Here is a 26,380-nt window from a genome sequence, read left to right on the forward strand (position 1 = left end):
ACTTGTTGCGAAACGGAGCTTCCATTTAGATTCTGTCTAAATAGCCCCGCTTCTTCTCGTTTTCACATTGCTCCCGCGCACCCGCCCCGATGAACATTTGGGGTGTGCGACGTTTGTTGCGGCATGAACATAAGAAATTATAAGGCGGCCATGCGGTATAACGAATTTGCTACTACCGGCTGGCCGGTTTCGAAGATCGCCCTGGGTACCATGACGTTCGGTCAGCAAAATAGCGAAGCCGAAGGCCACGAGCAACTCGATTATGCCATGGAGCGGGGCATAAACCTGATCGACACGGCAGAGATGTACTCCGTCCCGCCCCGGGCCGAGACCCAGGGAAGCACCGAACGCATCATCGGAAGCTGGATCAACTCACGGAATAAGCGCGATTCCTTCTACCTGGCAACGAAGATCGCTGGTCCCCTACCGATGGCCCGGCACATCAGGAAAAACCTGGGTTTCGCAAACGGCCAATTGCGGGAAGCGCTCGCGAAGAGCCTGGAACGGTTGCAGACCGACCACGTTGACCTCTACCAATTGCACTGGCCCGAGCGAAGCACCAATTTTTTCGGAACGCGGGGGATAACCGCAAAGGACGATTGGGAGGATAACTTTCTGGACGTCCTCACCCACATGCGGGATCTGATCGAGGAGGGGCTGATCCGCGCCTGGGGGCTGAGCAACGAAACGCCCTGGGGACTGATGCGGGTACTTCACCTGGCGGACGCCCACGGCCTACCCCGCCCGGTAAGTATACAGAATCCCTACAGTCTGCTGGCACGGGGATTCGAAGTAGGCCTGGCGGAGGTGTGTCTGCGGGAAAACATCGCCGGCTTCCCCTATTCTCCCCTGGCAATGGGTAGACTTTCCGGGAAGTACCTACGCAACGAGGACGATGCCAGCAGTCGGCTCAACCAGTTTACGCACTACACCCGGTACAACAGCGACAACAGTCTGGCCGCGACCCGACGGTACGCCGAAGTGGCCGAGCGTCACGGGCTTGACATGGCGCAGATGGCGCTGGCCTTCGTCACGGACCGACCCTTCAATCAGAGCAATATTATCGGTGCTACATCCATTAAACAGTTGAAACAAAACATTGATAGCATCGACTTACAATTGACAAGCGATGTAATCGACGACCTGGAAGCCGTCCAGGCAATGTATCCTAATCCGGCCGTGTAGCGACCACCGATTCACCAACTTACGCCGCGAGTTGTTAGCTTCGCGGCCCATTCATATTTGACTTCATGCAGATACCAATTGAGCGCAAGCCCCTGCGTATGTACGGCGATGCCAGCCGGGTCATTGGCCGCTTTTTCTGGGCGGGAAAAGACCGTGCCTACCAACTGATCGACCGCGTCATTAACCTGGACGACCAGGAAACCCACGACACCCTGATGCGGACCCTGCGTGACTTCGCCCGACGACACCGCAACACCATCGGTATCTACCGCAGGCACCTCAACGCCGCCCTGGAACGGGTACCCGAACAGCGGGAGAAAGTGCTGCTGCTGAGCGAGGAGAAGCAGGCCCTGATCGGTGCCTACTTTACTCACGAGTACAGCATCGAGTCGGCGGCCTTCTTCAATCCCTCCGTCGTACCCGCACTCGATCAGACGGGGCTGGAGCGCGGACAGATGCGCATCGTGATGAGCATGCGTGCCGTGGGCGAGGGCCATACGTCCTCCATCGAGTTCCGTAACATCGTTCTTGACCGGGAAAATAACCCGATCGCCGAGCCGACCAACCAGTTCGTCGGACTGGCCGAGCGCATTTACTACTCGCAGTACACTAAAGAAGCGTTTTCCAAACGGACCCGCGAGCGGGATGAAATCGATCAGGAGATCTTCGATCTGCTCATCCAAGACCTGCCCGACAACTTCAATCACCGCGAGCTCTACGAGCGGTACTGGAAGCTGTGGAACCAGTATCCCGAAGACAGCCGCGAACGCGATCAGCTCAACCACCTGATGACGGTTGCCGATCGCTACTACGAGCTTCAATTTAGCCTCGATACCGACATCAGTGAGCGCGTGCTCTACCCAATGATCGATTTCGAGATGAAGGGAATGGAGGATGCCCGCTTTCTGCAGTTCGTTAACGACGACGGCAGCAAGATCTACTACGGCACCTACACGGCCTACAACGGCAGTCAGATCCGGCCCATGATCATTGAAACGGAAGATTTCTACACCTTCACGATCCGTCCGGTGTACGGCGATGCGGCAGTAAATAAGAACCACGCCATCTTTCCACGAAAGATCAACGGCAAGTACCACGTACTGTGTCGCATCGACGGAATCAACAACTACATCATCAAGAGCGATCGCCTGCAGGTGTGGGACGACGCGGTAAAGATCAGCGAGCCTAAATTCTCCTGGCAGCTTTACCAGGTAGGAAACTGTGGCGCTCCGATCGAGACCGACAAGGGATGGTTGGTAATCACCCACGGCGTAGGACCGATGCGCCGCTATTGCCTCGGGGCCATGTTGCTTGACCTCGACGATCCCTCCATCGTGATTGGGCAGCTAGAGGAACCGCTACTCAGCCCCATGGACGACGAACGGGAGGGTTACGTACCCAACGTAGTGTACAGCTGCGGGAGCATCATCCACAACGGAGAGGTATTCATTCCCTACGGTATATCGGATGAGGCGGCGCGGTTCGCCACGGTGAGTCTGGACACTTTACTGGAAACCTTGCTAGAAAACGGAAGTACGCAGCAATTTTCTACCGGCAGTACAAACTGACGCTACCGATCTAAGATCGTGTTGTACACCTCGATGTAGCCCTCCGTCATGCGTTCGACGCTGAAGCGGTCACGGGCTACCTGAGCGACCTCACCGCGGTCGAGTTGTCCGCACATAGCAACCAATTCGGCGGCTTCCTCTACATTATCGGTAAGGTAACCCGTGCGGCCGTGCTCGATCAGCTCCGGCATTGCTCCACGATTGAAGGCGATGACCGGCGTGCCGGTCATCATGCTTTCGGCCACGCTCAGGCCGAAGGGTTCATCGAAGGAGATGGGGTGAAGCAGGGCAGCGGCACCACCAAGGATGCGGTCGCGTTCGTCAGGTCCGACATTACCGAGGTAGCGCACCTGCTCGTCGTCGATGTGGGGAAGCACTTTTTCCCGGTAGTACTCGTGGTCCTGAATGAGCCCGGCTATAATCAACGGTCGCTTGGCCCGGTGAGCGATGGCAATCGCCTCAGCGGCACCTTTTTCCGGGTGAATGCGGCCGAAGTAGGCCAGGTACTCCTGGGGTTTATAATTGATGGTAAACTGGGAGGTATCGACTCCATTGTATACCGTGGCGATGTAGTCGATGCGGTCGTCCCGATCCGCATCGCTGATGGAGACGTAATCGGTACTGTCGTTGTACCGCTGGTAAACCGGTACGATGTGATCACTGCTGAATCCATGGACGGTTGTGACCATTGGTGTATGGACCAACTGGCTATAACCGAGAGGCATGAAATCAAATTGATTGTGAACGATGTCGAATTTATGTGCTGCTCCCATGACCTGACTAATGTGTAAGTATTCCAGCACCTTAGGGTCCTGGCCTGATTTTTCCGCGTATCCGAACGCCGTTGTCGCGATTAGCTTACCGGCGGTTTTACTCGTTCCGGTAGCAAACAACGTTACGTCGATTCCTTTTTTGACCAACCCTTCCGTAAGGTGGCTGGTCACCTGTTCCCAGGGTCCGTAGGCGGCCGGAGGCGTGGCCCAGGCGATAGGTCCTAACATGGCTACCTTCACCCGAGGGTACCTTCGATCGCATGACCGAATCCGGAAACCGTGGTTTCCGGAAGGGCAAATCCGTTCAGCAGCTTTTTGAGTGCTTTATCACTCGTGATACCGGTCTCATCGCTGCTGTGCTGAGACCATTCATTCGTAAAATTTTCCAATTCGACTCTACTGATGAGGTAGGCGATCAAACTTTCCGCGCCCTGGTTGTGGTTAACTCCACCTTCCATGAGTCCGTCGAAGCATCCCCCCGTTTCCGGGTTGTACATCGAGGTTTTCATGTCGTTTTGACCGGTAAACCAGGCAAATGCCGTACCTAAATGAGCGCAGTGCGGTTGCAGGCCCTGATGACGGCAAGCTTCACTGAATAACAACACCTTGCACATTACATCAACGGGCTGTTGATCGTAACGCGGGCGATCCTCACGGATGACGTACGGGTTACTGCAACCGATGGGACACAACACGCCGTCGACGATGGTCTGTTCGGCTAAGAAAGTGGTCGACTCGATGGCAACCGAGCGGTTCGATTCCTTGCTCAGGTGATTGAGTGACCGGAAGAGTGCCAGAGGCAGGATACCGTTACTGTAAGTTAAGTACTTCTCGAACCAATTCCAATTTTCTTCCCGACTATCGTGATAGTGATTCACAAGACGATTACAGAGCCGATCCAGCAGATCGAGCATGGATTCGTCGGTCGGTTTGAAATCGAGGTAGTACGTCAAGGCAAGGATGCCGTAAGCGACCGTACGGGGGCTGGTCGCCGTATCGAGATGGCCGACGGCACGGATGAATATCTCCTCGAGAATTGCTCGCTGATCCGCGCGGGGCGGGTTTGCCAGGCAGAAGGCGACGCCCCAGAGAGCGCGGCCAAAACTATCTTCCGACCCGTGTTGCTCGAGAAAGCGCCGGTCGTAGCTCATGAAGTTGCGGAAGCTGCCATCCAGATTTTGGGCGTGGAAGATGTAGCTGATGTAGGTATCCGCTAGCCGTTGCAGGATATCGCGGTCCGCGAGTCCAGCCTTACCGAGCATTCCAACCAGGAGAAGGGCACGACCGTTGTCGTCGAGACAGTAGCCCTCGAAGCGATTGGGAATGGCATACTTGGCGTGCTGGAGGATTCCGCAATCATCCGTGAACCGCAGTAAATGGTCGAGCTTTAGGGGAGGCAACTCGCCAAATGTCTTCGTCGTTGCGCTATAGCGGGCGTAAGCGACCTTTGCTTCTCCGAAGACTCTGAGGTACTGTTTACCGATACGGGGCCACAGTAGATCACGTCCGTATGCGGCCGCGCGCTGCCGTAGGCCGTCAAGCTCACTTTCGTTGTCGAATAGCTCGATGATCGTAGTGGCAAGGGCATTGCTGTCGTGGAAGGGAAACAGTTTTCCCCTACCCTCCTGCAGCAGTTCCGTGGCGTGCCAGAATGGAGTGCTTACGATCGCTGCGCCCGCACCCACCGCGTAGGCGAGGGTGCCGCTCGTGATTTGCGCTACGTTGGGATAAGGGACGACATAGATGTCGGCAGCCCGGAGGCAATCGAAAAGTTCTTGCTCGGAAGCGAATTTGCTTACCATCTGTAGATTGTCCCCCACTCCTAACTCGACCGCTAAGTCGATAAGATAGTTTCGGTACTCCTCTCCATTGGACCGCAGGACGTGCGGATGGGTCTTTCCCAAAACTACGTACAGGGTATTGGGAAATTGTTTCACAATTTCCGGGAGCGCTCGAATGGAGGTCTCGATGCCCTTTCCGCGTCCCAGCAGACCAAAAGTGAATAGCACCCGCCGATCGGACCAGCCAAGCTGCTGCCGAATCGTTTCCCGGGGCGCTGATTGTATCACGGGAACGCCGTGTTCGACAACGTGAATTTTCTCAGCACCCACTTCAAATACGGTTTGAAGAAGTTCTTCGGCCAGGCGGGACATAACCACAACCGCCTGCGCGCGCTCCGCAATGCGGCTGAGTACGTCTCGTTGTCCGAAACTAGGTTCCTTTAAAATGGTATGAAACGTCACGATGACGGGAATGCGAAGGCGGTCCAGCAGGTGCATGATGTACACGCCGTCGTCTCCTCCGAAGATGCCGTATTCGTGCTGAAGCACGAGTAGGTCGAATCCGCCGGAATTGAGGTAGTCCGCAGCTTCGCGGTATTCTTTCGGTTCCTGGGGGGCGATCCGTAGGGTGACCTCGTCCGGGTAAGCATGTTCGTCGCTCGGATCTTCCATAGCGATGATTTCGGCATACTCCTTTATTTCGCCGGCACTGAGGTTGCTCAGTATGGCGCGGGCGAGGCTGTTGGTAAAGGTGCCGATACCACAGGCTTTGGGCGGGTAGTTCCCCAGGAAGGCGACTTTCATTTACGGTAGTTAGAAGGACAATTACAAAACAATCGGTAACTGTTCCAACCCAGTTTTTAAGCCCGGAGTTCAGTCAAAAAGCGTCCGCACTGTCGCTAACAAAATGCGTACGTTCCGGCGCGCAAGCAAAACCCTTTGTTTTACTAGCTTCCGTCTACTACAAAAACAAACAAAATCGATGGACATTATTTCGGCTGAGTGGTGCAGAAATCAAAGATTTCGCCGTAACGAGGACCCCGTGCGGCTTTGGTTATCTTTGCGGTTCAGCAAGTAAACAGTTATGGCCAAGAAGTTTAAGGGGGGCAAACCCAGCAGCAGTGATTTGAAGAACAGCCTTAGTAACCTGGGCGGCAGCAATGGCCTGAGCGCCCTATTTCCCGGCCAGCGGCTCGACAAGGCCAGTGAAGAAGAAACGATCAAGACCCTGAGCCGCAACTTTGCCATGTTGCCCATCGACAACATTTCGCCCAATCCCGACCAGCCCCGTCAGGATTTCGAAAAGGAACCCCTGCAGGAGCTCGCCGACAGCATTCGCGTCCACGGCATCATTCAGCCGATGACCGTCCGACACATGGGCGACGGCAGCTACCAGATCATCAGTGGAGAGCGCCGCTACCGGGCTAGTCAGCTGGCGGGCCTGCGCGAAGTACCTGCCTTCATCCGCACGGCCAACGATCAGACCCTGCTGGAGATGGCCCTGATCGAGAACATCCAGCGGGAAGACCTCAATCCGATGGAAGTTGCCTACTCCTACCTCCGGCTGCAGGAAGAATTCGACCTCACCCAGGAGCAACTCGCCAGCCGCGTAGGCAAGAAACGATCGACGATCACCAACTACCTGACCATCCTCAGCACTTCCAACCGGGTGCGGCAGGCCATTAAGGACCGGAAGATCAGCATCGGCGCCGCAAAGACCTTCTCCGGAATCAAGGACATCGGCCAGCAGGAAACCTTTCTCGACGACATCCTCTCCCACCCCAACTGGTCGGTACGCGACATCGAACGGGAAAGCCGGGTGTATAAAAACAAGAACCGGGTATCCCGCGGAACCCCGCCCACGAACGACGACTCCCGCCGCGTGGCCCAGGCATTTGCCGAGTTCTTCGGCACGAAAAAGGTAAAGGTCAAGCTCGACAACCAGGAAGGGCGCTCCGGCACCATCACCCTACGCTTTGAAAGCAAGGAACAGCTCGACCAGTTTTATAAGTCCGTAGAATGAGGCCCGCCAGGACATTATGGTGGGCTACCCTACTTGCCCTGCTGTTGGTCGTAGCCATTGCACCTGCGTCCGCGCAAAATATGCCAACGGATAGTGTGCGTACCCTACAGGACATCAACCGCGGTCCTAAGCGCGCGCTGCTCTGGTCGATCATCCCCGGCGGCGGCCAGGTGTACAATAAAGCATGGTGGAAGGTGCCCCTGGTGTACAGCGGCCTGCTGGGCGTTGTTGCCGTTGCCGACTACAACCAGACGCAGTACCAGCGCTTCGTTACGGCCCTGGAAGCACGGTGCCTCGGGGACGGCAATGTGATCGTCATACCGAATGCGGAATGCATCCCGAAAGAGAGTGAGTTTTCGGTAGATGAGGTGACCTCCCAGGCCCTGGTGACGGCCCGCAACAACGCCAACCGTACGCGGCAAACGGCCTACTTCGGCATTCTCGGCGTGTATATTCTTCAGGCGGTCGAGGCCTTTACCGACGCCCACCTGCGCGACTTCGACATCAGCGATGACCTCAGCATCCGCATTGCACCGACGGTAAGCCCGGGAGGACTGGCGGGTGCCGGACTCACCGTTCCCCTCGGCAGCGGCAAACGAAGAAAGGCGGAAGAAGCACGGGCTAGGCTACTGGCGCGCTAAGTAACTCCTCTACCACTCGTTCGGCGAGGCCGGCGCGGGTTGACTGACTCACCTGTACGCGGCGCAGGGGATCGGAAGCGGTGGGGGCGTAAGAAGCCCATACGTGATAATTGCCCAATTGATCCTTTTCGCAGTACACCCCGAGGGGCATGGAGCAACCGCCCTGCATAAGGTTAAGGACCGTCCGTTCGACATTGGTGCATTCTCCCACGATCGGGTGGTGCAGCAGCGACAGTTTCTTGCGCATTTCAATGTCCTCCTCCCGGGTCTGCACGGCCATCACGCCCTGTCCGGGTGCGGGCACAAATTCACGGGGGGACGTGCGTACTACCGTCATTTCACTCAAGTCCAGGTCAAGCCTTTCCAGCCCGGCCGCTGCCAGTACCACGGCGTCAAGCTCTCCGGAAAGTGCCTTCTTCATTCGGGTAGGGACGTTTCCGCGAATGTCTACGGGAAGCAGGCCGGGATGAAGGTCCTTCAGGATGGCCTTGCGCCGGTTGCTGCTGGTACCGATGGTCGCCCCTTCCGGCAGACTGAAGGGCATGCCGGAGGTCGCCCGGTCCTTGTGGATCAGCACCACGTCCTCCACGGAAGCCCGGTAGCTTAGCGCGGCCAGGACCAGTCCTTCCGGCTGGTTGGTTGGCAGATCCTTCAGGCTGTGCACGGCGCAGTCGATGCGTCCTTCGAGTAGCGCGTCCTCAATTTCCTTCGTAAAGAACCCCTTCCCCTCCAGCTTATCGAAGCCGAGGTGCTGAACCCGGTCGCCCTGTGTCTTGATGATCTCGAGCTCCGAGGCAATGCCGTGGCGGCTGAGTTCTTCCTGTACGAAGTGGGCTTGCCAGAGGGCGAGGCGGGAACCGCGGGTGCCTATTCTCATGGGAGGGTGGGTTGTTGGGGTATTTAGTTGTTGATTTGCGGGCGTTGGAGGCATTGTAGGCGAGGTGGTGAAGGGGTAAATTGATGTATTGATCTCAGTGAAGCCACAAAGGAAGACGATAATTCACCCCCCTTATTCAATAACCCAACAACTCAACAACTGTCAGTTTAAAACTGTGCCAAACGGGGAGCCCGCGGAAAAGGAATCACGTCGCGAATATTCCCCATGCCGGTAATGAACTGTACGATGCGCTCGAAGCCGAGGCCGAAACCGGCGTGGGGGCACCCTCCGAAGGTGCGGAGCTGGAGGTACCAGTCCAGTTCGTCGGCGTGAACGTCCATTTCTTGCATGCGTTGCCGGAGTTTATCCTCCCGCTCCTCGCGCTGGCTTCCACCGATGACCTCACCGATGTAGGGAAACAGCACATCCATGGCGGCCACGGTCTTGCCGTCTTCGTTCTGCCGCATGTAGAATGCCTTGATGTCTTTGGGGTAGTCGCGCACGATCACGGGCCGCTCGAAGTGCTTCTCTACCAGGTAGCGCTCGTGTTCCGCCTGCAGGTCGGCGCCCCAGGAAAGGGGGAACTCGAATTTGCCCTTCTTGTACGTTTTACTCCGGATCAAGATGTCCAAAGCTTCGGTGTAGGTCACCCGGGCAAACTCGTTGGCTACGACAAACTTGAGGGTATCGACCAGCCCCATCGGTCGACGGTCGGTCGCCTTCATGTTCTTCTCCAACTCCTGGATGCGATCGTCGAGGAATTTCAGGTCTTCAGCGTAATGCTCCAGGCAGTAGTTGATAAGGTACTTGACGAAGTCTTCGGCCAGATCCATGTCGTTGTCCAGGTCGGCGAAGGCGATCTCCGGCTCGATCATCCAGAATTCGGCGAGGTGACGGCTGGTGTTGCTGTTCTCCGCCCGAAAGGTCGGACCGAAGGTGTACACCTTGCCGAGCGCGAGGGCCCCGATCTCCGCCTGCAGCTGTCCGCTTACCGTGAGGTTGGTGGGCTTGCCGAAGAAATCCTGGTCGTAATCGATCTTTCCGTCCTCGGTTTTCGGTGGGTTTACGGGATCCAGCACCGATACGCGAAACATCTCCCCGGCTCCCTCGGCGTCGTTGCCGGTGATGATGGGCGTGTGCAGGTAGTAGTAGCCGCGGTCGTTGAAGTACTTGTTGACGGCGTACGCTACCCCGTGCCGCACCCGGAAGACCGAACTAAAGGTGTTGGTGCGCATGCGAAATTGCGCATTGTCCCGCAGGAACTCCATGCTCTGCTTCTTGGGCTGGAGGGGATACTTGCTCAGGTCGTTGGCACCATAAATAGTAAGATCGGTAGCCAGTACTTCGACAGCCTGCCCGCTGCCCTGACTTTCGGCCAGGGTGCCGGTGACGCCGACGCAGGCGTGAAATCCGATCTGACGCAGGGTCGCTTCGTCAAACTGATCGCCGTCGACGACAACTTGCAGAGTTTCCGGGCCGGAGCCGTCGTTGAGCACCATGAACCGATTGCCCCGCCAGGCGCGGACCCAGCCCATAACGGTGACTTCCTGGCCGATGGGCGGTTGCTGAAGTAGCGCCTTAATTTCCTGGCGAACGATCATACTGCTATATTTTGGCGGGCAAAGATAGAATTTAACGGGCTAGTCCCCGGCCGGATACGGACAGTATTCGCGGATCACGCAGCGATGACAATCCGGTGACCGCCAGTGGCACACCCGCTGCCCGTGACGCATGAATCCCTGGTGGGAATCGTACACCCGCTGCCCGTCCCATTCCGGCGGAATGTAATCCTGCAGGATCGTGGCGGATTTCTCCAGGCTGGCCTTCGGAGGTACGATTTCCAGCCGTTGCGCAACCCGCTGGTGGTGGATATCGACGACCAGGGCCGGCATCCTCAGTCGACTAAAACTCAGCACCGCCGCGCTCGTTTTTGCCCCCACTCCTGGAATAACTTCCAGCCAGTCGCGCGCTTCCCGGACGGACAGATCAGCGAGGAAGTCCAGCGACAATACCCCCTCCCTACGCTCCCTGACGTTACGCAGGGCCGCCTGGATCCGGGGGGCTTTCACTTCGGGATAGGTGACAGCAGCAATGGCCCGCTCTACCCGATCGGTGGGTGCATCGATCACCTCTTCCCAGGTGGGCAGTTCTTCCTGTAACCGTTGGTAGGCCGAGCGGGTGACCGCGTTCTTCGTGCGGTGCGAGAGCAGCGATCCGACCAGTTCGCTTACCGGATCCCGGTAACTGAACGGTATGAAGGGTGCGCCGTACTCCTTGCACAACAGTTCATCGATCAGCAGGGCTCTTTCGGCGTCGGTCATGGTGGTATTATGTTGCTACCTTGGACCAAAGTTTGCTGCCGACCTAAGCTCCCTTGGAATATCTCTGGCTCTTCGTGGCTTTTTTCTTCATTGCCCTGCTGTATTCCTCCGCCGGTTTCGGGGGTGGGAGCAGTTACCTGGCCATCCTTACCCTGTCGGGTTTGCCGACGGGTGCCATTCGTCCCATTGCACTCATCTGCAACTTGGGGGTGACGGGCGGGTCTACCCTTGCCTTCGCACGGGCGGGCGTCACACCGTGGCGAAGGGCGCTTCCCCTGGTCCTGGCCAGCATGCCGACGGCCTTTCTCGGTGGGCGCGTACAGCTGCCGCGTCAGGACTACCTGCTTCTGCTGGGCGCGTTGCTTTTGCTTGCGGCATTACTAATGCTGCTGCGGCGACCCCTTGCGGAGGGAAGTAAACCACTGGGCGGGGGCGCAGGTGCAGTGGCTATTGGCATCGGTGCCCTGGTTGGCTTTGTTTCCGGAGTGGTAGGCATCGGTGGCGGCATTTTTCTTTCCCCGGTACTGTTCCTTAGTCGGTGGGCACCGGCGCGGCAAATCGCGGCAACCACCAGCCTGTTTATTGCCCTGAATTCACTGGCCGGGCTATCGGGACAATTGAGCGTCGGCATCCGAATCGACTATGTGCTCACCGGCATGCTGCTCGTAGCGGTAGTAGCCGGCGGACAACTCGGCACGCGAATTACCCTGACCCGTCTGTCCCCCCAGCTTATCCAAAAAATCGCTGCCGTGCTCATCCTTTTGGTGGGTGCAAGGTTAGTATGGATGAACTGGTCATTTTAACCGAGCGATGAGAATATTGTGTTTTGGCATTGCACGCGAAATAGCGGGAGGCCCCGGGCTGCAGCTCGATGGCATTGTCGGTAAATCCGTACGCGAACTCCGAATGGCACTGATGCGTGAATTCCCGGGCTTCGCCGACCTCACCGACTTCGCCGTTGCCCGCAACGAGGTCTATGCCACCGACGAGGAGATCATTGCCGCCGGTGACGAAGTCGTCATTATACCCCCCGTCTCCGGTGGATGAGTTCAGCGGCACCATAGACGTAGCGCTCAGCGACCACCCCCTCGAGCTGGACACCTGCTACCGCTTCGTGCAGCACCCGTCCTGTGGCGGACTGTGCTTGTTCGTCGGCACCATCCGCGACCTGAACCTCGGCCATACGGTCACCCACCTGGAATTCGACGCCTACGACGGTATGGCAATCAAGGAAATGCGTAAGCTCGCACTTGCCGCCCGCGATACATTCGATCTTCAAGCCGTCTCCCTCCACCACCGCAAGGGCGATCTGGAAATCGGTGACGTGGCGGTCATTATTGCGGTCAGCAGTGTCCACCGCGCCGCTGCCTTCGCCGGCTGCGAATGGATCATCGACGAGCTGAAAAAAACCGTCCCCATCTGGAAAAAGGAATTCCGGGAAGACGGCAGCCACTGGCTGAATGCGAGGCCGTAACCCTCATCGGCCGACCGACGTAGGAGGTTCGTCCGCCGAGTGCGGGAGAGAGCATGACCTAACTGATTTACGAAGGAGAAGATGAAGCGGATTGGTGGAGTCGGCGGACGAGCCTCGTGCCTCGGTCGGCCGACGACTAGGATATACCCTTAATACCCCCCCGTAAACTCACTACATCAACCGCCGGCTCCGCCTTGCGCAACTGGGCGGCGAGAACCAGGCTCAGTTTTCCGGAATTGCAGTAGAGGAGGTAGCGGCCACCGGGTGACATCAGTTCGCGGCAGTGACCGAAGGGGTTGCGGGAATCCAGGCGAACGACTCCGGTCGGTAGTTCCGGTTCGCGGGTTTCGGTGAGCATGCTGAAGATGCCGTCGTAGCCGGGGGGCGTAAGTGTATCGGCGTCAATCTCTAATTCGTTGCGGGCAAGCTGCCGGTGGGCACCCCAGGGTGCGGCGATGGGCTTACTGTAGGTCTTCTGCAGCTTTACCCGGTGCTGGGTATTGTCAAGGGCGTTGTAAGTGAGTAGCCGCTCGATCGGCGGATTACCAATACCGAGGAGGTAGCACAGGGCCGCATTTGCCTGCAGCATGGCGACAATGCCGACCGCAGTAGGCAGCACCCCGGCCGTGGCGCAGTCCGGGAGAGAGGGATCGGGCTCGGCGTAGAGATCCCGCAGGTTGATCCCGCCAACCGCGTTGGGAAAGAGCGCAACGTAACCGGCATAGGCCTGGGCGGCCGCATAGACCAGGGGAATTTCTAGCGCAACGCAGGCGTCATTGAGAAGATGCTTGGTAAGCGCATCGTCGGTGCAATCGAGTACTAAGGTTGCGCCGGATAGTAACCGACGAATATTCTTTGCGTCCACATAGCTCGCTACCTCGTCAATGGTGATTTCCGTATTCAGTCTACGTAAATGACCGGCAAGTTGGTAAGCCTTGCTACCGGGCTGTGCGGGATCGAAGAACACTTGACGGTGTAGATTGGTAATGTCGGGTCGGTCGCCGTCCACGAGCCGAAGCTGCCCCACTCCCGCACCGGCCAGGTACGCCGCCGCCGGGCTACCGAGTCCCCCACAGCCCACCACGACCACCCGCGCGGCAGCCAGTTTTGCCTGCCCGTCGGGGCCGACTTCCGGTAGGACAGTCTGTCTTTGGTAACGTTCAGCCACGATCGAAATCACTCTTTCCGCCCCGCTTGGTCAGCAGCTGCAGGTTCTGAATACAGATATCGTGGGATAGTGCTTTGCACATATCGTAAATGGTCAGGGCAGCTACGCTGGCGCCGTGGAGGGCCTCCATTTCGACGCCGGTTTTTCCCTCCGTCTTTACGGTGCAGGTGATGTACAGGGCGTTATCCCCCACTTCATCCACCGTCACCTTACAGCCATTGATTGGGAGTGGATGACAGAGCGGAATCACCGACCACGTTTGCTTTACGGCCATGGTAGCGGCGATGATCGCGGTCTGGGTGACGGACCCCTTTTTGGTACTGAAGTCAGCGTCCCGCAGATGTTTCATTATTTCAGCACCGACTATCACCCGCGCCTCGGCGGTTGCCGTTCGTTGGGTAATTTGTTTGTCTCCAACATCGACCATCGCTGGCCGTCCGTCCGCGTCGAGGTGAGTAAATGCCATATCGTTTCGTTTAGCCGCCGATGCTGGTCATGCTGGCGAAAATGTTTCCCTGCTGCTCGCGCCGTTCCGTCTCGTGACCCGTTGCGTACTTTCCGTGTACGTAAGCCCGGATCAGGTCGACCAAATCCTCCCGACCGATCCCACTACGCAGCAGGGGCAGCAATTCCAATCCCTTGGTGGAGTAGAGGCAGTTGAGCATGGTACCCCGCGGCGTCAACCGCAACCGATCGCAACTGCCGCAGAGGCTACGGCTGTAGGCCGGAATGATACCAATCTTACCGCTATACCCCGGAATCCTAAAACCCACGGAGCTGCCCCCGCGCCCGGTATCCTGCTCGAGATCGGGATGGGCCGCGCGAATTCGCTCGAGCATGTCGGTGTAGGACAGGAATACGTCGTGGTTGCCGTCGTCGTCGTTAAAGGGCATGGTCTCGATGAAGCGAATGTCTACGGCATTGTTCCGCGTCAGTTCCACGAAGTCGAGCAGCTCGTCGTCGTTCTGTCCCCGCATGACCACGACGTTGATTTTGACCGGGTACCCGCGGCGCAGCAGTTCCGTAAGGGCCGCTCGGGTAGCTTCGTACTCATCGCGGCGCGTGATGGCGAAGAAGCGATCCGAACGCAGGGTGTCCAAACTTAAGTTGTAGTGGGTGAGGCCCGCCACCGCGAGCTCATCGAGGTACTTCGGCAGCAGTACGCCATTGGTGGTCATGGCCAGGGTCGGAAACAGGTGGCCGAGTCCACGAACGAGCACCGGCAGATCCCGGCGGACGAGCGGCTCGCCGCCCGTCAGTCGGACCTTCTCAATTCCCAGATCGGCCAGTACTTCACAGAGGTAAAGGATCTCGTCGTAATCGAGCAGCGCGGAGCGCGGTGCAAAATCGATGCCTTCCGCGGGCATGCAGTACCGACAGCGGAGGTTACAGCGGTCGGTGACCGCCAGCCGCAGGTAGCGAAGTTGCCTGCCGTGTTGGTCGATGAGCATACCGTAAAGGTACGGCTTTAGCCCAGCATCTTTTCCAGACTGGCAATCTTGGCCCGGGCGTCCTCGCCCTTCTTCTTTTCCAGGGCTACGACCGCCTCCGGTGCGTTGGCTACGAAGCGCTCGTTCCCCAGTTTCTTCTCTACCGACTTTAAAAAGCCGCGCAACCGGTCGATCTCTTCCTGGTTTTTGGCCCGCTCGGCCTCCAGGTCCACGGATTCGTTCAGCAGGAGGTAGGCCGTATCGTTCTGCATCAGGAAGGGAAGGCCGTTAGCGGGTGCGTCATCGACCAAGTCGACCGAACCAAGTACGCCTGCTTTTTGCAGAAATTCAGCGGCACCTGCGGACCCGCCCAACAGTGCTTCGCTGGTTTGACTGCGCTTGACGGCCAGGGTGAGCTTTTCCCCGTGGGAGATTCCGCGCTGGTTGCGCACGTCGCGCAGGTGGCTGACGGCGTCCTGTAGTGCCCCAAAGCGTTGCAGCAAATTAGCGTCGAACTCCTCGGCTACGGGCCAGGATGCTACCACGCAGTCTTCCCCTTCCTTCCGGTGACGAAGCTGGTGCCACACCTCCTCGGTAATGAAGGGCATGAAGGGATGGAGCAATATCATCATACGCTCGAATACGGAGATGGCGGCGTCGTAGGTGACCCGGCTGATGGTCCCGTCGGCGGGCTTGATGGCCTCGAGGTACCAGCTGCAGAAGTCGGACCAGATCAGGCGGTAAAGCGTGACCATCGCCTCGCTCAGGCGATATTCCGCGATCAGGCGGTCTACCTCGGTGATTGTCGCATTAAGCTTTGCTTCGATCCATTCGGTAGCCAATCGGGCGGCCGGGTCCGGATCACGGTCCGCCACTTCAAAGCTCTGAATGAGGCGGTTGGCGTTGAAGATCTTGTTGCAAAACTTGCGGCCCTGCTCACAAAGTTGGCTCTGATTGAGCACCTCGCCGTCCTGGATCGGGGCATCAAAAACGATGTCGTTGCCGGCCGCCGCGCTGGAGAGCATCCCGTACCGGACACCGTCCGCTCCGTAATTTTTGAGCAGTTCGAGCGCATCCGGGCTGTTGCCCAGCGATTTGGACATTTTACGGCGCTTTTCGTCGCGGACCATCCCGGTAAAATACACGTCGCGGAAGGGCTGGCGACCGTGCTCCTCGACAAATTCCTTGCCCAGCAGATCTTCGCTGAATTCGTAGCCGGCCATGATCATGCGGGCGACCCAGAAGAACATGATGTCCCAGCCGGTGACGAGGTCGTTGGTCGGATAGTAGTAGCGCAGATCGGTCTTGTCCTCGCCGAAGCCGTCAAATACCGACATCGGCCAGAGCCAGCTGGAAAACCAGGTGTCGAGGACGTCCTCGTCCTGCTGCAGGTCCGACATCTTGAGTCCCGGGTGGTGATGCTGCGCTTCCTTTAACGCCTCTTCGGCGGTCTCGGCGACGTACACCTCGTCGCCGTGGTACCAGGCCGGGATGCGCTGTCCCCACCAGAGCTGGCGGCTGATGCACCAGTCGCGCACGTTCTCCTCGTTCAGCCACGAGCGGTACATGTTGCTCATGGACTCGGGGTGAAACCGAACTTCACCCGAGTCGACCGCGCGCAGGGCGGTGGCGGCCGTTTCCTTCATCTTCATGAACCACTGGAGGGTGAGCCGCGGCTCCACGATGGCGTTGGTGCGTTCGCTGCGACCGACTTTGGTGCGGTACTGCTCGATCTTGACCAGGTCGCCGCTTTCCTTGAGTAGCTTGATGATCTCGACGCGGGCCTCGAAGCGATCGAGCCCTACGGCAAACTGCGCCAGTTCGTTCAGCTTACCGTCCGCCGTGATGGTATCGATGACGTCCAGTCCGTACTTCTGTCCGAGCTCGTAGTCGTTGGGGTCGTGGGCGGGCGTGATCTTGAGTGCTCCGGTTCCGAATTCCGGGTCGACGTAATCATCTGGAATCACCGGCACGACGCGATTTACCAGGGGCACAATGACTTTTCTGCCGTGAAACTTCTTGTAGCGTTCATCCTCGGGGTGAACCGCCAGGGCGGTATCCGCCATGATGGTTTCCGGCCGACTGGTGGCAATGGTGAGGTAGGTGTCGTCGGTGCCTTCCATCCGGTAGCGGACGTGGTATAGGTTGCCGTTCTCTTCGGTGTGGATGACTTCCTCGTTACTGAGGACGGTCTGGGCTTCGGGGTCCCAGTTGGTCATCCGTTTGCTGCGGTACAGTTTATCCCGTTTGTACAGCTTGACGAAAACCTTGATGACGGCTTCGTACATTTTAGGCTCCATGGTGAAGCGGGTGCGCGACCAGTCGCAACTTGCCCCCAATTGCTGCAACTGTTGCAGGATAATGCCCCCAAATTCATCTTTCCACGCAAAGGCGTGCTTCATAAACTCCTCACGGCCGATGTCGGATTTCTTGATCCCCTGCTCCCTTAATCTCTTCACCACCTTAGCTTCCGTAGCGATACTGGCGTGGTCCGTACCGGGGACCCAGCAGGCGTTTTTTCCGCTCAGGCGGGCCTTACGCACCAGAACGTCCTGAATCGTGATGTTCAGCATATGACCCATGTGCAGCACCCCGGTTACGTTCGGCGGGGGGATGAGCAGGGTGTAGGGTTCCCGCTCGTCGGGTTCGCTGCGGAAGTAGTCGTGGTCCATCCAGTAGGCGTACCACTTCTTTTCGACCTCGCTGCTGTTATAGGTGTGTTTGACGGACATTGTTGGCGCTTTTGGGAGGACAAAAGTACGGCGGCGCGGGGGGATTGCCCTACGCCTTGGTCGCCGCCAGCGCCTGGTCGATGTCTTCGATAATATCCTCGACGTCCTCGATGCCTACGCTGAGTCGGATCAGGGCGTCGGTGATGCCGTGGCTGAGCCTGATCTCGCGGGGTATTCCCCGGTGGCTCATGGTTGCCGGGTGGAGAACCAGGGTGTCGACGTCGCCGAGGGTGGGCGTAAGGGTGCAGAATTTTAGCTGATTCATAAACCGTTTTCCCATCTCCAGCCCTCCCTTCAGTTCAAAACTGAGCATGCCCCCGTGTAATTTCATCTGCTTGCCGATGGTCGCACAGTCGGTATGGTCGGGGAGGCCCGGATAGTGGACCCGGGCCACGTGCTCGTGTTTCAGCAGGTGTTCCGCGACCCGAAGTGCGTTGTCCGAGTGCCGCTCCATCCGCAGGGGCAGTGTCTTCAGACCATTGAGCACGAGCCAGGCATCCCAGGGATTGCCGCTTCCTCCGTAAAGTCGGTATATCGGCTTAAGCTTCTCCTCGAAGAATTCCTGATCGCGGCAGACGATTGCCCCGGCGATACCGGTACCGTGACCGTTCATGTACTTCGTCGTACTGTGGACTACGATATCCGCCCCCAGCAAGAGGGGCTGCTGGATGATCGGTGTGGCAAAGGTGTTATCGACCACCAGCAGTGCTCCGTAGTGGTGCGCCAGGTCGGCGATGTACGCCAGGTCGGCGCAGCGTAGGGTCGGATTAGAGGGGGTTTCCAGGTACACCACCGCTATTTCAGGGTGTTCGGTGAGCTTGTCCTCCACTTCTTCGCAGTTGCGGATGTCGGCGTCAATCCGACCGATGCCCTGCGCGGCCAGCTGGTCGATGAGGCTGCTGCTGCCGCCGTACAGGTCACCGTGAGTCAGAATTTTGCTCCCCGGCCCGCAGAGGGCAATTAGGGTAGTAGCGATGGCCGCCATTCCACTGGCGCAGAACAGGCCGTAACCCGGTTCTTCCAGCCCGTACCCTTCGAGGGCGGCGATCTTGGCCGCCGCCGCATCGACGGTGGGGTTTCCGAAGCGGCCGTAGAGGTGCCCCGGTACAGATCCGTCGAAAATGCTCATTCCCTGTTCGATGGACTCGAAAACGAAGCTGGAAGCAGCGACTAGGGGTACTTGGTGCGGCGGATTAAAGGTAGGAACGGCGGGGTCTCGCGTAGCTAGACTAGATAATTTCATAGGGAAATTTAGTCGTTAGTAGTCGACTATTCGCCGGTGTGTGGCCGAAAGTGGACTAGTTGGTAATTGGTGGTTTAAAACGAACGCGATCTGGGGTAAATATATCAGTTCCCCACCGGACTGACCACCCTTAATCATCTCCACCTACTGAACGCCGCGATATGGCATACCGATTCGACGGCGGCATCCACAACCCGTCGCCAAGTAAACCTTACGACTACCACCCGCGCTACGCTTAATCGTTACCTTTGCGGCATGGAAGATGAGGACGAAAACGAGGAGCTGTTTGAGGTGCAGGAAATCTTGGTCGACCCCAAGCAATCGCCGGTACGGATCGACAAATTCGTCACCGACCGACTGCCGCGGGTCAGCCGCAACCGGGTGCAGAACGGCATCCGTTCGGGAAGCATCCTAGTCGATGGCCAGCAGGTGAAGCCCAACCACCGCCTGTCTCCCGGAGAGCTCATTACCGTGATCGTACCCCGCCACGAGGGCGCGGAGGAAGGGCTGGTCGCTCAGGACATCCCCCTGGACATCCGCTACGAGGACGATGCCCTCATGATCGTCCACAAACCACCCGGCATGGTCGTGCACCCCGGCGTAGGCAATCCTTCCGGTACCCTCGTTAACGCGCTGGCTTTCTACCTCAACAAGGAGGACATCCCCGTTTTGCCCGGCAACGACCCCGACCGGGTAGGCCTGGTGCACCGGATCGACAAGGATACTTCCGGACTGCTCGTGATCGCTAAGACCGACGAAGCGATGAGCCACCTCGCCCGCCAATTCTTCGATCACTCGATCGACCGCACCTACCAGGCCATCGTCTGGGGAGCGCCGGACCCCACGGAAGGTACCATCGACCGAAACATCGGTCGCCACCCCCGCATCCGCCAGAACTACACGGTATTCGACGAGGAAGAGGAGGGCAAACACGCCATCACCCACTACCACACGCTGGAAGACCTGTACTACGTAAGCCTCACCGAGCTTAAGCTCGAAACGGGACGTACCCACCAGATTCGGGTACACATGAAGAGCATCGGAAACCCGGTGTTTCAGGACGAGAAGTACGGCGGAAACCGCATCGTAAAGGGCACGGTGTACAGCAAGTTCAAGACCTTCGTCGAGCGCTGCTTCGAGCTATGTCCCCGCCAGGCCCTACACGCCAAAAGCATTGGGTTTATCCACCCAACGACCCGCGAGTACGTGCATTTCGATAGCGATTTGCCGGACGACATGCAGGCGGCCCTCGATCGGTGGCGGGGCTACGTCGGTCACCGCCGGCTGAATAATCTGCTGGAGGAATGAGTCCGGAAGAGGCCGCTACCCTCGCCTGGGTCAGGGATTTCGTCGTTCGCCTTAACCTCTGTCCCTTCGCCGCCGCCCCCCTCCGCCAGAACCGGGTGGTATGCAACACGTGCAGGGACACAGAACCCGAAGCAGCCTTTCACTGGGCGGGAACGCAGGTGCAGGGCCAATTGAATAAGCCGGCCGATCAGGTAGAAACCACCTTGCTACTCTTTCCCGACGTCCTGGCCGAATTCGATGACTTTATGGGTTTCGTCGGTGCCATCGAGCAGCTGTTAGAGGACAGCGGAGCAGACGGATTCGTGCAACTCGCGCACTTCCATCCGGAATACCAATTTGCGGGCGAGCGGGAGAACGATGCCGCTAACGCGACGAATCGTTCTCCCTACCCTACCGTACAATTGCTGCGCGTGAGCAGCGTAGCCGAAGCAACCCGGGTGTACCCGGACATTGCTTCCATTCCGGAACGGAATGTAGCGTTGCTCCGAAAACTTTCAGCTTCTACTGACGAATGAACGGACGGCTGACTACTCCATCTACCGAAACAATCAACAGGCGGTAATAACCCATGGGCAGATTTGCAACGTCCAGTTCGTCGGCAAGAATTTCGCTCGTCTTCACGTAGCTCATCTGCCGGATGTTACGGCCGGTGATGTCGACCAAGTTCACGCTTACCGCTCCGCGGGTGGGCGCATTCAGGTTGAAATTTAAGCTGTGCTTTACCGGATTGGGGAATATGTCCAGGCTAGCGATTAGATCCAGCGAGGGACGGGTCGGCGTGGTAGAATTTTCCTGGCAGTTGAGGGCAAACTTTCCGAAGCCGGTGGGTAGTTCGGCGCTGCGACCCAGGTGTATTTTGTCGAGCTTAGTACCGGACTCACGCTTGACTACCGTGATCGTGTGGGAGCCGCTGTTGAGGTTGAAGGAAGTGGCGTTTCCACCAACGTTGACCTGACGCCACTCGAATCCGTCGGTAAGCAAATCAGCACCTCCGAGTTCGTTGGAAAAGTTGATCCACTCTCCGTCGTCGACCCTGACCCAGAACGAGTTCTTTCCCTTATCGGGGGTATTCATCAGGAAGTCCAGGTAATAATCTCCGGCCTGGGATACTTCCGTTTCGAAGACTACCCGGTCGCCCTCGGCATCGTCGCCCGGTTCGGTCAGCAGGTTCGGACCGGTAGGGGTAAGGTAGCCGGAGTTGGATGTCTCCGTATCAACCGTGTAAGACCAGGCTGCGCCCAGTGTCCCGCATTCTCCCTCGATCCACGCTTCGTCCGCACAAGCTTCGGGATAAGCGGTACAGTCCGTTTCCTCGTCGCAATTTATCGCGGACGTTTTGGTACCGTTGGGCGACTGGCGGAGGCTACTCAGGTAAACCTTATCCAGCTTCGTGTTCGGTTCGCGGAAAGCGAAGTCGATCGTGGCGACCCCTTCGGGGATGAGGAAAGGACTTTCGATAACTTCCCGCCACGTCCATTCGTTGCGGTAGCGGAGTCGGTTGAACCACTTGACCCATTCGCCGTCGTTGATTCTGACCCAGTAGGAGTCTTCCGCTCCGGAGGAGGACAGTACCCTACCCCACAGGTGGTAGCGATTTTCCTGCTGCACGTTCACGGTGAAGCGAACCCGATTCTCCGGGATGTCATCGGGCGCCTCGCTCAGGCTGCTGAATCCGGGTTTGATGACCACGTAAGATTCTCCGCTGGCCGTTTCGTCGGCGTTGGTTTCCCAGTTTTCGCCGACTTCGCCACACTCCGCCTCCAGGTATACTGCGAAGGGAAGCGTTAGTTGCTCACCCGAAGACTGGGCCGAAATAGAAGTAGAGAAGAGAAAAAGTAGTGAAAGTAAGGTTGCCGGCGAAAAGAACCACCGGCGGTTCGGAAGGTAGATGTGTGTCATAGAGTGTAATATGTTGTAACAAGGTAGTGAAAGTAATTCCCGGTAGCACGGAATTCTTCGGGCAAAACAACATATTTTTCTTCAATGTTCGAAAACTTAATGGGTGTACGCAGGCTGACGTACAGATCAGCGATTGATTTTAACTAGTTTTTGATGAAGGGTTTGCTGTGACTTTCGGAGGCAACCATCGTGTGTAAACTGTACATCCCGGGCGGTAGGTCATTTACGTTAATACTGCCCCGTAGTTCCCCGAACTGGGAGAGATAGGTGTTCACACTAACCCTGCGCCCATTTTGATCCCTTACAATCACCGTTACCGGTCCAGTTATTTGCGTCAGAAGACTGAAGTTCACCTCCTGACCGGCGGGGTTCGGAAACACCTCAAGCATCGTTGCGAGTGGTTCGGACCCGACAGATTGGGTACCCCACGCTTGTCCGGGAGCTAATGAGCCTACGGACCCCGAGCAGTCTTCCACGACGGGGCCGGGCCCTACTGGCCATTCGGGGTTCTGACGCAGCACGAGTTTGTCGAACTGCGTTTTGATTTCTCGTTTAGCCACGGTAATCAGGTGACTACCCGGACTAAGCGAAAAGGAAATGGGCCGAGTATCGTCATTCACTCGTCGCCACTCAAAGCCAGTGGTGAGCATATTCAGCCCGCTGGTTTCCTTCCAGAACTTGACCCAATCGCCGTCGTCGACCCGTATCCAGAAGGAGTTCGAACTGTTGTCCGCTGCATTAAGGCGCAGAAATAGGTAATACGTTCCACCGGCAAGATCTCCCGTTCTAAATTGCAACTGGTGAGCGGTATTTTCCAGCTCCGTCCCGGTAAAATCGCTTACACCCGTAGCGTAGATGTACCGACCATTTGCCGCGGTAGGTGCCTGGGCTATCTGCCATGATATTTCCGAATTGTGACACTCCGCCTCCGCCCAGTATTCCGTAGGGCAGTCGGCGTCCGCGCAGGGGGCTGTTTCAATGGGTGGAGAACATGCAATCCCCTCGCCGCCTAATCCAGTGGGTTGTTCGTCGCCGTTGGTCAGGTAGATCTTGTCTAGGTGAATCCCCGCCTCCCGGTAGGCCAGTTCTATGCTTACTTCTCCGGCGGGTAGTTTATGCGGACCTCCGGGTACTTTTCTCCAGTCGAATTTACCGTCCGTGATCAGTTGGCGGTCCCACTTGATCCACTTTCCACCATTGATCCGCAGCCAAAATGAATCCCCGTCCGGACTAGTCGCACGCACTCTCCCGTAAAGGTGAAATTCCCCCGGCGAGGTCAACTCCTGGGTAAAAATGATGGTGCTACCCGCCTGGTTGGTCGGCGGGGTCTTTTTAGACGCCAGACCGGCAACCGGGGTTACGAAAGCTCCATTACTGGCCAGATCAGCTGGTTTGCGGAGCCACTTATCTCCGAGCGTAGCACATTCGGCCTCCATCCAGTAAGCTTCAAGGGCGGGAATATTCGGTGGCGTAGCTTCTTCTTCTTCTTCTTCTTCTTCTTCTTCCGTCGGTTTCACTTCCTCCTGGCCTTCTACGGTAAACTCAATCCTGAGTTCTGCGGGTTCGTATCCGGGGGCGGTGGCGGTAAGGGTGTGGTGGTACTTGCCATTGGGAAGCTCCTTAGCGTCGACCGATAGTGCGATCTCCGTAAAGGATTCCCGGGCTGTACCCTGCAGTCCGTCGACCCTAAGCCAGGGGGGCACAGTGGCCGCGTCAATGGTATAGTTCACTTCCTCTTCCGCACTATAATTTATCAGGAGTACCCGAGTTTCTGCTGCCTCCTCGGCTCCGGATTGCCATTCTGCCGGATAAAAACCTAACTCCCGGGTGACATTGGGGCCAAAGTAAGTAGCCCGCACTTCGGTACGCGGCACATTGACGGCTACCTCGCCACCTACCATCACGAAAAGAATTTCCCCATGGATCCGGGCACCCGGAGCGATAAGTCGTAGGGGAAGTTTAAGGTCCTTCAACTCCTTCCACTTATCCTTATCGGGATCATATTCCCACACTTCCTGAGATTCTTCCCCCTGCCCCCCCAGGGAATACAATTTTTTATTGTAGCTGAAGGTGCTCGGCTCGGTGTGCGACTGGACTTCAGGCAGGTCCGCGAGCCGCTCCCAGGAGTCGGTAAGGGGATCGTAGACATGCACGAGTTTCAGGTTTTTACCCTTGTTACACGCGTCGTGGTCGTGCTGTCCTCCGACAGTGTATAGTTTTCCCCCGTACACCACCGTGCCGAAGTGATTGCGGGCCATTGGCATGGGTGAAGTGGTACTGTAATCTTGCCAACCCAGGTCCGGTCTGTCGAGGTCATATACCCAGTGGTCATCGACGTCACAGCCTCCATTCTCGTCGAAGCCACCCACGTAGTGCAGTTTGTTTCCGATGTGGGCCAATCCACCAGCCCCGATGCGCACGGGCATGCGGGGTCCCTCGCTCCAGCGATCGTTCGTGATGTTGTACAGCCACACTTCATCGGTGACCCGCCCGGGGTGACTTCCAATGCGACCTCCGGCAAGCCATACTACGTCCTCGACCAGTGCGATGGCGGTATGAGTCACCACGTCCTCCGCGGCCACCGGCAAGGGGGCAAGCGGTGTCCAGCGATTGGTAACGGGATTGTATTTTTCATTGTGGGCCTGGGCCCGTAACCCGTTATCAAACCCATTAAAGTGGTAGAACTCGCCCCGGTAAGTGATCATTTGTCCCTCCGCACGGCGGTGATCGGCCGAGCCCAGAACCGTCCAGTCTTCGTAGCGGTGCAACGCTTGTTCGCTAAGGCTAAAAAACTCCACGAAGGGCAGCTCGGGTGCTATGCGCTCATTCTGGCCACCCGGTGAACCGGCAGCCACGTACACCCTATCTTCAAAAACTACGGCCTGGGTGGCGTGACGTCCCATGATCATCTCCCGCAACGCCTCCCATTTACCCGAAGTGGGATTCAGCAGGAAAGCCGAGGTGCGCGCACGCTTGTGGTCCCCGGTCATGCCGCCCATCACCATGAGTTTACCGTCGATCACCGCCGTTACTGTCCCACTGCCCGGGGCAGGTAGCGGAGCGGGCAACTCGGGAGCGGTCAACCATTCACCCTTTTCGAAGTCGAACACGTCCACCGCCGATTCCAAGTCACCAAACAGCCCGCTGGTGGCAGTCAGGGACGACCGGCCGCCCCCGGCCAGGTAGAGCCGATCTCCGATGACCTCAGCCGTGAAGTGATCGCGCGAACGGGGGGCATCCGGTAGTTCGGTCCATTTGCCCGTTTTTGGGTTAAACCGATCCATCCAGGCAACCGCTCCACCACCGTGTCCGTTCTGGTTTCCGCCAATTACGTAGAGCTGGTCGTTGTACACCGCAACTCCACAGGAACCTCTCTGGCGGCCCGTTGGCATTTCTCCCAAGGTGGTCAGCGCATCCTTTTCCGGATCATAAACCAGGACATGCTTATAGGCGAATTCAGCCGGATGATGACCCGAAAGCGCGCCTACGATATAGATCTTGCCCCGGTAGGAGCGTGCCTGAAAATGGTGAATGTTGTTAAGTGACGACTTCGTGTTTTTCCATTTTCGCTTCTCCGGGTCAAAGCGCTGGATGGGAGTTTTGCCGTAGCCCCCCAGCAAAAAAGCTTCATCGCCGACCCGAACGAAGGCACCGTCGCTGCGCATCTTGGGCGTATCTCCGGTCGATGCAAGGTGATACCACTCTCCAGCGTGTTGCGCGGACAGGGAAAAAGCAATTAGGATAACGCACAGGAATAGGAGGAACCGCAGGCGGCTCGCGCTTGGAATCATGGTGGGCATACAGTGTATTGTTGTATCAAATGTGTCTCCAAGGAAATATACTAGCTTTTATTGAGATTTCAACAATCTCTCCGACAAGGCTAGCGGGAACCCCAACGACGACCGCGTAAACCATGTGGCCGGAAAAACGTACCCTTGCCATAGTGATCCCGTTCGG

The 26,380-nt window shown here is 57.5% G+C and carries 21 protein-coding genes; 9 read left to right on the top strand and 12 right to left on the bottom strand.

The genetic code is table 11. The features are described from left to right. Positions 1 to 123 precede the first annotated feature (123 nt). Positions 124 to 1,185 (top strand): aldo/keto reductase, encoded by a 1,062-nt coding sequence (locus GGR28_RS04300; RefSeq protein ID WP_246416213.1) that lies wholly within the window; start codon positions 124 to 126, stop codon positions 1,183 to 1,185. 65 nt (positions 1,186 to 1,250) lie between these two features. Continuing rightward, on the top strand, positions 1,251 to 2,753 hold the full coding sequence (locus tag GGR28_RS04305; protein ID WP_183494467.1) for a glycoside hydrolase family 130 protein: 1,503 nt from the start codon (positions 1,251 to 1,253) through the stop codon (positions 2,751 to 2,753). 2 nt (positions 2,754 to 2,755) lie between these two features. Here the strand turns inward: GGR28_RS04305 and GGR28_RS04310 are convergent, their stop codons facing one another. Further along, positions 2,756 to 3,754, bottom strand: coding sequence for a glycosyltransferase family 4 protein (locus GGR28_RS04310; protein ID WP_221233786.1), 999 nt, complete (start codon positions 3,752 to 3,754; stop codon positions 2,756 to 2,758). Between the two features lie 8 nt (positions 3,755 to 3,762). After that, complete coding sequence (locus GGR28_RS04315) at positions 3,763 to 6,111, bottom strand: glycosyltransferase family 4 protein (protein ID WP_183494469.1); 2,349 nt, start codon at positions 6,109 to 6,111, stop codon at positions 3,763 to 3,765. Between the two features lie 280 nt (positions 6,112 to 6,391). Here GGR28_RS04315 and GGR28_RS04320 point away from each other — a divergent pair, with 280 nt between their 5' ends. Together GGR28_RS04320 and GGR28_RS04325 are read left to right on the top strand one after the other, a co-directional pair. Continuing rightward, entirely contained in the window at positions 6,392 to 7,330 is a 939-nt protein-coding gene (locus tag GGR28_RS04320) for a ParB/RepB/Spo0J family partition protein (protein ID WP_183494470.1), read from the top strand. After that, positions 7,327 to 7,971, top strand: coding sequence for a DUF5683 domain-containing protein (locus GGR28_RS04325; protein ID WP_183494471.1), 645 nt, complete (start codon positions 7,327 to 7,329; stop codon positions 7,969 to 7,971). The genes GGR28_RS04320 and GGR28_RS04325 overlap by 4 nt, the downstream gene beginning before the upstream one ends. On the opposite strand, the gene hemC is transcribed toward GGR28_RS04325, so the two are convergent. The 3 genes from hemC to GGR28_RS04340 form a co-directional block, all read right to left on the bottom strand. Further along, complete coding sequence (gene hemC, locus GGR28_RS04330) at positions 7,952 to 8,848, bottom strand: hydroxymethylbilane synthase (RefSeq protein WP_183494472.1); 897 nt, start codon at positions 8,846 to 8,848, stop codon at positions 7,952 to 7,954. The genes GGR28_RS04325 and hemC overlap by 20 nt on opposite strands. 167 nt (positions 8,849 to 9,015) lie before the next feature. After that, the gene (gene asnS / locus GGR28_RS04335; protein ID WP_183494473.1) at positions 9,016 to 10,449 is read right to left on the bottom strand and encodes an asparagine--tRNA ligase; all 1,434 of its coding nucleotides are present in this window, start codon (positions 10,447 to 10,449) and stop codon (positions 9,016 to 9,018) included. Positions 10,450 to 10,488: 39 nt separating this feature from the next. Further along, positions 10,489 to 11,169: an endonuclease III domain-containing protein gene (locus tag GGR28_RS04340; protein WP_183494474.1), complete on the bottom strand. Its 681-nt coding sequence runs from the start codon at positions 11,167 to 11,169 to the stop codon at positions 10,489 to 10,491. 53 nt (positions 11,170 to 11,222) lie between these two features. Between GGR28_RS04340 and GGR28_RS04345 the strand changes: the two genes are divergently transcribed. The 3 genes from GGR28_RS04345 to GGR28_RS04355 are packed head-to-tail and all read left to right on the top strand — an operon-like array spanning position 11,223 to position 12,643. Next, positions 11,223 to 11,972, top strand: a complete 750-nt coding sequence (locus GGR28_RS04345; protein WP_183494475.1) for a sulfite exporter TauE/SafE family protein — start codon at positions 11,223 to 11,225, stop codon at positions 11,970 to 11,972. A gap of 7 nt (positions 11,973 to 11,979) precedes the next feature. Then, entirely contained in the window at positions 11,980 to 12,216 is a 237-nt protein-coding gene (locus tag GGR28_RS04350; protein WP_183494476.1) for a MoaD/ThiS family protein, read from the top strand. Next, entirely contained in the window at positions 12,209 to 12,643 is a 435-nt protein-coding gene (locus GGR28_RS04355; RefSeq protein ID WP_319936699.1) for a molybdenum cofactor biosynthesis protein MoaE, read from the top strand. Before GGR28_RS04350 ends, GGR28_RS04355 begins: the two co-directional genes overlap by 8 nt. A gap of 136 nt (positions 12,644 to 12,779) precedes the next feature. On the opposite strand, the gene GGR28_RS04360 is transcribed toward GGR28_RS04355, so the two are convergent. From GGR28_RS04360 to GGR28_RS04380, 5 genes are read right to left on the bottom strand one after another with little or no spacing between them, the layout of a single operon-like run. After that, a complete protein-coding gene (locus GGR28_RS04360) occupies positions 12,780 to 13,811 on the bottom strand; it encodes a ThiF family adenylyltransferase (RefSeq protein ID WP_183494478.1) in 1,032 nt (343 codons plus the stop codon). Then, a complete protein-coding gene (moaC, locus tag GGR28_RS04365) occupies positions 13,804 to 14,277 on the bottom strand; it encodes a cyclic pyranopterin monophosphate synthase MoaC (protein WP_183494479.1) in 474 nt (157 codons plus the stop codon). Before moaC ends, GGR28_RS04360 begins: the two co-directional genes overlap by 8 nt. Before the next feature lie 10 nt (positions 14,278 to 14,287). Continuing rightward, on the bottom strand, positions 14,288 to 15,262 hold the full coding sequence (moaA, locus tag GGR28_RS04370) for a GTP 3',8-cyclase MoaA (RefSeq protein ID WP_183494480.1): 975 nt from the start codon (positions 15,260 to 15,262) through the stop codon (positions 14,288 to 14,290). A gap of 17 nt (positions 15,263 to 15,279) precedes the next feature. Further along, a complete protein-coding gene (locus tag GGR28_RS04375; RefSeq protein WP_183494481.1) occupies positions 15,280 to 17,973 on the bottom strand; it encodes a valine--tRNA ligase in 2,694 nt (897 codons plus the stop codon). A 49-nt stretch (positions 17,974 to 18,022) separates the two neighbouring features. After that, the gene (locus GGR28_RS04380) at positions 18,023 to 19,216 is read right to left on the bottom strand and encodes a trans-sulfuration enzyme family protein (protein WP_183494482.1); all 1,194 of its coding nucleotides are present in this window, start codon (positions 19,214 to 19,216) and stop codon (positions 18,023 to 18,025) included. A gap of 255 nt (positions 19,217 to 19,471) precedes the next feature. Here GGR28_RS04380 and GGR28_RS04385 point away from each other — a divergent pair, with 255 nt between their 5' ends. Further along, positions 19,472 to 20,524, top strand: a complete 1,053-nt coding sequence (locus tag GGR28_RS04385; RefSeq protein WP_183494483.1) for an RluA family pseudouridine synthase — start codon at positions 19,472 to 19,474, stop codon at positions 20,522 to 20,524. After that, the gene (locus GGR28_RS04390) at positions 20,521 to 21,039 is read left to right on the top strand and encodes a DUF1415 family protein (RefSeq protein ID WP_183494484.1); all 519 of its coding nucleotides are present in this window, start codon (positions 20,521 to 20,523) and stop codon (positions 21,037 to 21,039) included. The genes GGR28_RS04385 and GGR28_RS04390 overlap by 4 nt, the downstream gene beginning before the upstream one ends. Here GGR28_RS04390 and GGR28_RS04395 read toward each other — a convergent pair. Next, positions 21,026 to 22,423 carry a T9SS type A sorting domain-containing protein gene (locus GGR28_RS04395; protein ID WP_183494485.1) on the bottom strand — a complete coding sequence of 466 codons (1,398 nt, stop codon included), beginning with the start codon at positions 22,421 to 22,423 and terminating at the stop codon, positions 21,026 to 21,028. The genes GGR28_RS04390 and GGR28_RS04395 overlap by 14 nt on opposite strands. Positions 22,424 to 22,566: 143 nt before the next feature. After that, positions 22,567 to 26,223, bottom strand: coding sequence for a Kelch repeat-containing protein (locus GGR28_RS04400; RefSeq protein ID WP_183494486.1), 3,657 nt, complete (start codon positions 26,221 to 26,223; stop codon positions 22,567 to 22,569). Positions 26,224 to 26,380 lie beyond the last annotated feature (157 nt).

The sequence above is a fragment of the Neolewinella aquimaris genome (assembly GCF_014197245.1).
In the GTDB taxonomy this organism is placed as follows: Bacteria; Bacteroidota; Bacteroidia; order Chitinophagales; family Saprospiraceae; genus Neolewinella; species Neolewinella aquimaris.

Excerpts from the sequence above, each read along its gene's own strand:
- GGR28_RS04300 (WP_246416213.1), top strand. The coding sequence starts at position 124 with ATGAACATAAGAAATTATAAGGCGGCCATGCGGTATAACGAATTTGCT.
- GGR28_RS04305 (WP_183494467.1), top strand. The coding sequence starts at position 1,251 with ATGCAGATACCAATTGAGCGCAAGCCCCTGCGTATGTACGGCGATGCC.
- GGR28_RS04310 (WP_221233786.1), bottom strand. The coding sequence starts at position 3,754 with ATGTTAGGACCTATCGCCTGGGCCACGCCTCCGGCCGCCTACGGACCC.
- GGR28_RS04315 (WP_183494469.1), bottom strand. The coding sequence starts at position 6,111 with ATGAAAGTCGCCTTCCTGGGGAACTACCCGCCCAAAGCCTGTGGTATC.
- GGR28_RS04320 (WP_183494470.1), top strand. The coding sequence starts at position 6,392 with ATGGCCAAGAAGTTTAAGGGGGGCAAACCCAGCAGCAGTGATTTGAAG.
- GGR28_RS04325 (WP_183494471.1), top strand. The coding sequence starts at position 7,327 with ATGAGGCCCGCCAGGACATTATGGTGGGCTACCCTACTTGCCCTGCTG.
- hemC (WP_183494472.1), bottom strand. The coding sequence starts at position 8,848 with ATGAGAATAGGCACCCGCGGTTCCCGCCTCGCCCTCTGGCAAGCCCAC.
- asnS (WP_183494473.1), bottom strand. The coding sequence starts at position 10,449 with ATGATCGTTCGCCAGGAAATTAAGGCGCTACTTCAGCAACCGCCCATC.
- GGR28_RS04340 (WP_183494474.1), bottom strand. The coding sequence starts at position 11,169 with ATGACCGACGCCGAAAGAGCCCTGCTGATCGATGAACTGTTGTGCAAG.
- GGR28_RS04350 (WP_183494476.1), top strand. The coding sequence starts at position 11,980 with ATGAGAATATTGTGTTTTGGCATTGCACGCGAAATAGCGGGAGGCCCC.
- moaC (WP_183494479.1), bottom strand. The coding sequence starts at position 14,277 with ATGGCATTTACTCACCTCGACGCGGACGGACGGCCAGCGATGGTCGAT.
- moaA (WP_183494480.1), bottom strand. The coding sequence starts at position 15,262 with ATGCTCATCGACCAACACGGCAGGCAACTTCGCTACCTGCGGCTGGCG.
- GGR28_RS04375 (WP_183494481.1), bottom strand. The coding sequence starts at position 17,973 with ATGTCCGTCAAACACACCTATAACAGCAGCGAGGTCGAAAAGAAGTGG.
- GGR28_RS04380 (WP_183494482.1), bottom strand. The coding sequence starts at position 19,216 with ATGAAATTATCTAGTCTAGCTACGCGAGACCCCGCCGTTCCTACCTTT.
- GGR28_RS04385 (WP_183494483.1), top strand. The coding sequence starts at position 19,472 with ATGGAAGATGAGGACGAAAACGAGGAGCTGTTTGAGGTGCAGGAAATC.
- GGR28_RS04390 (WP_183494484.1), top strand. The coding sequence starts at position 20,521 with ATGAGTCCGGAAGAGGCCGCTACCCTCGCCTGGGTCAGGGATTTCGTC.
- GGR28_RS04395 (WP_183494485.1), bottom strand. The coding sequence starts at position 22,423 with ATGACACACATCTACCTTCCGAACCGCCGGTGGTTCTTTTCGCCGGCA.
- GGR28_RS04400 (WP_183494486.1), bottom strand. The coding sequence starts at position 26,223 with ATGCCCACCATGATTCCAAGCGCGAGCCGCCTGCGGTTCCTCCTATTC.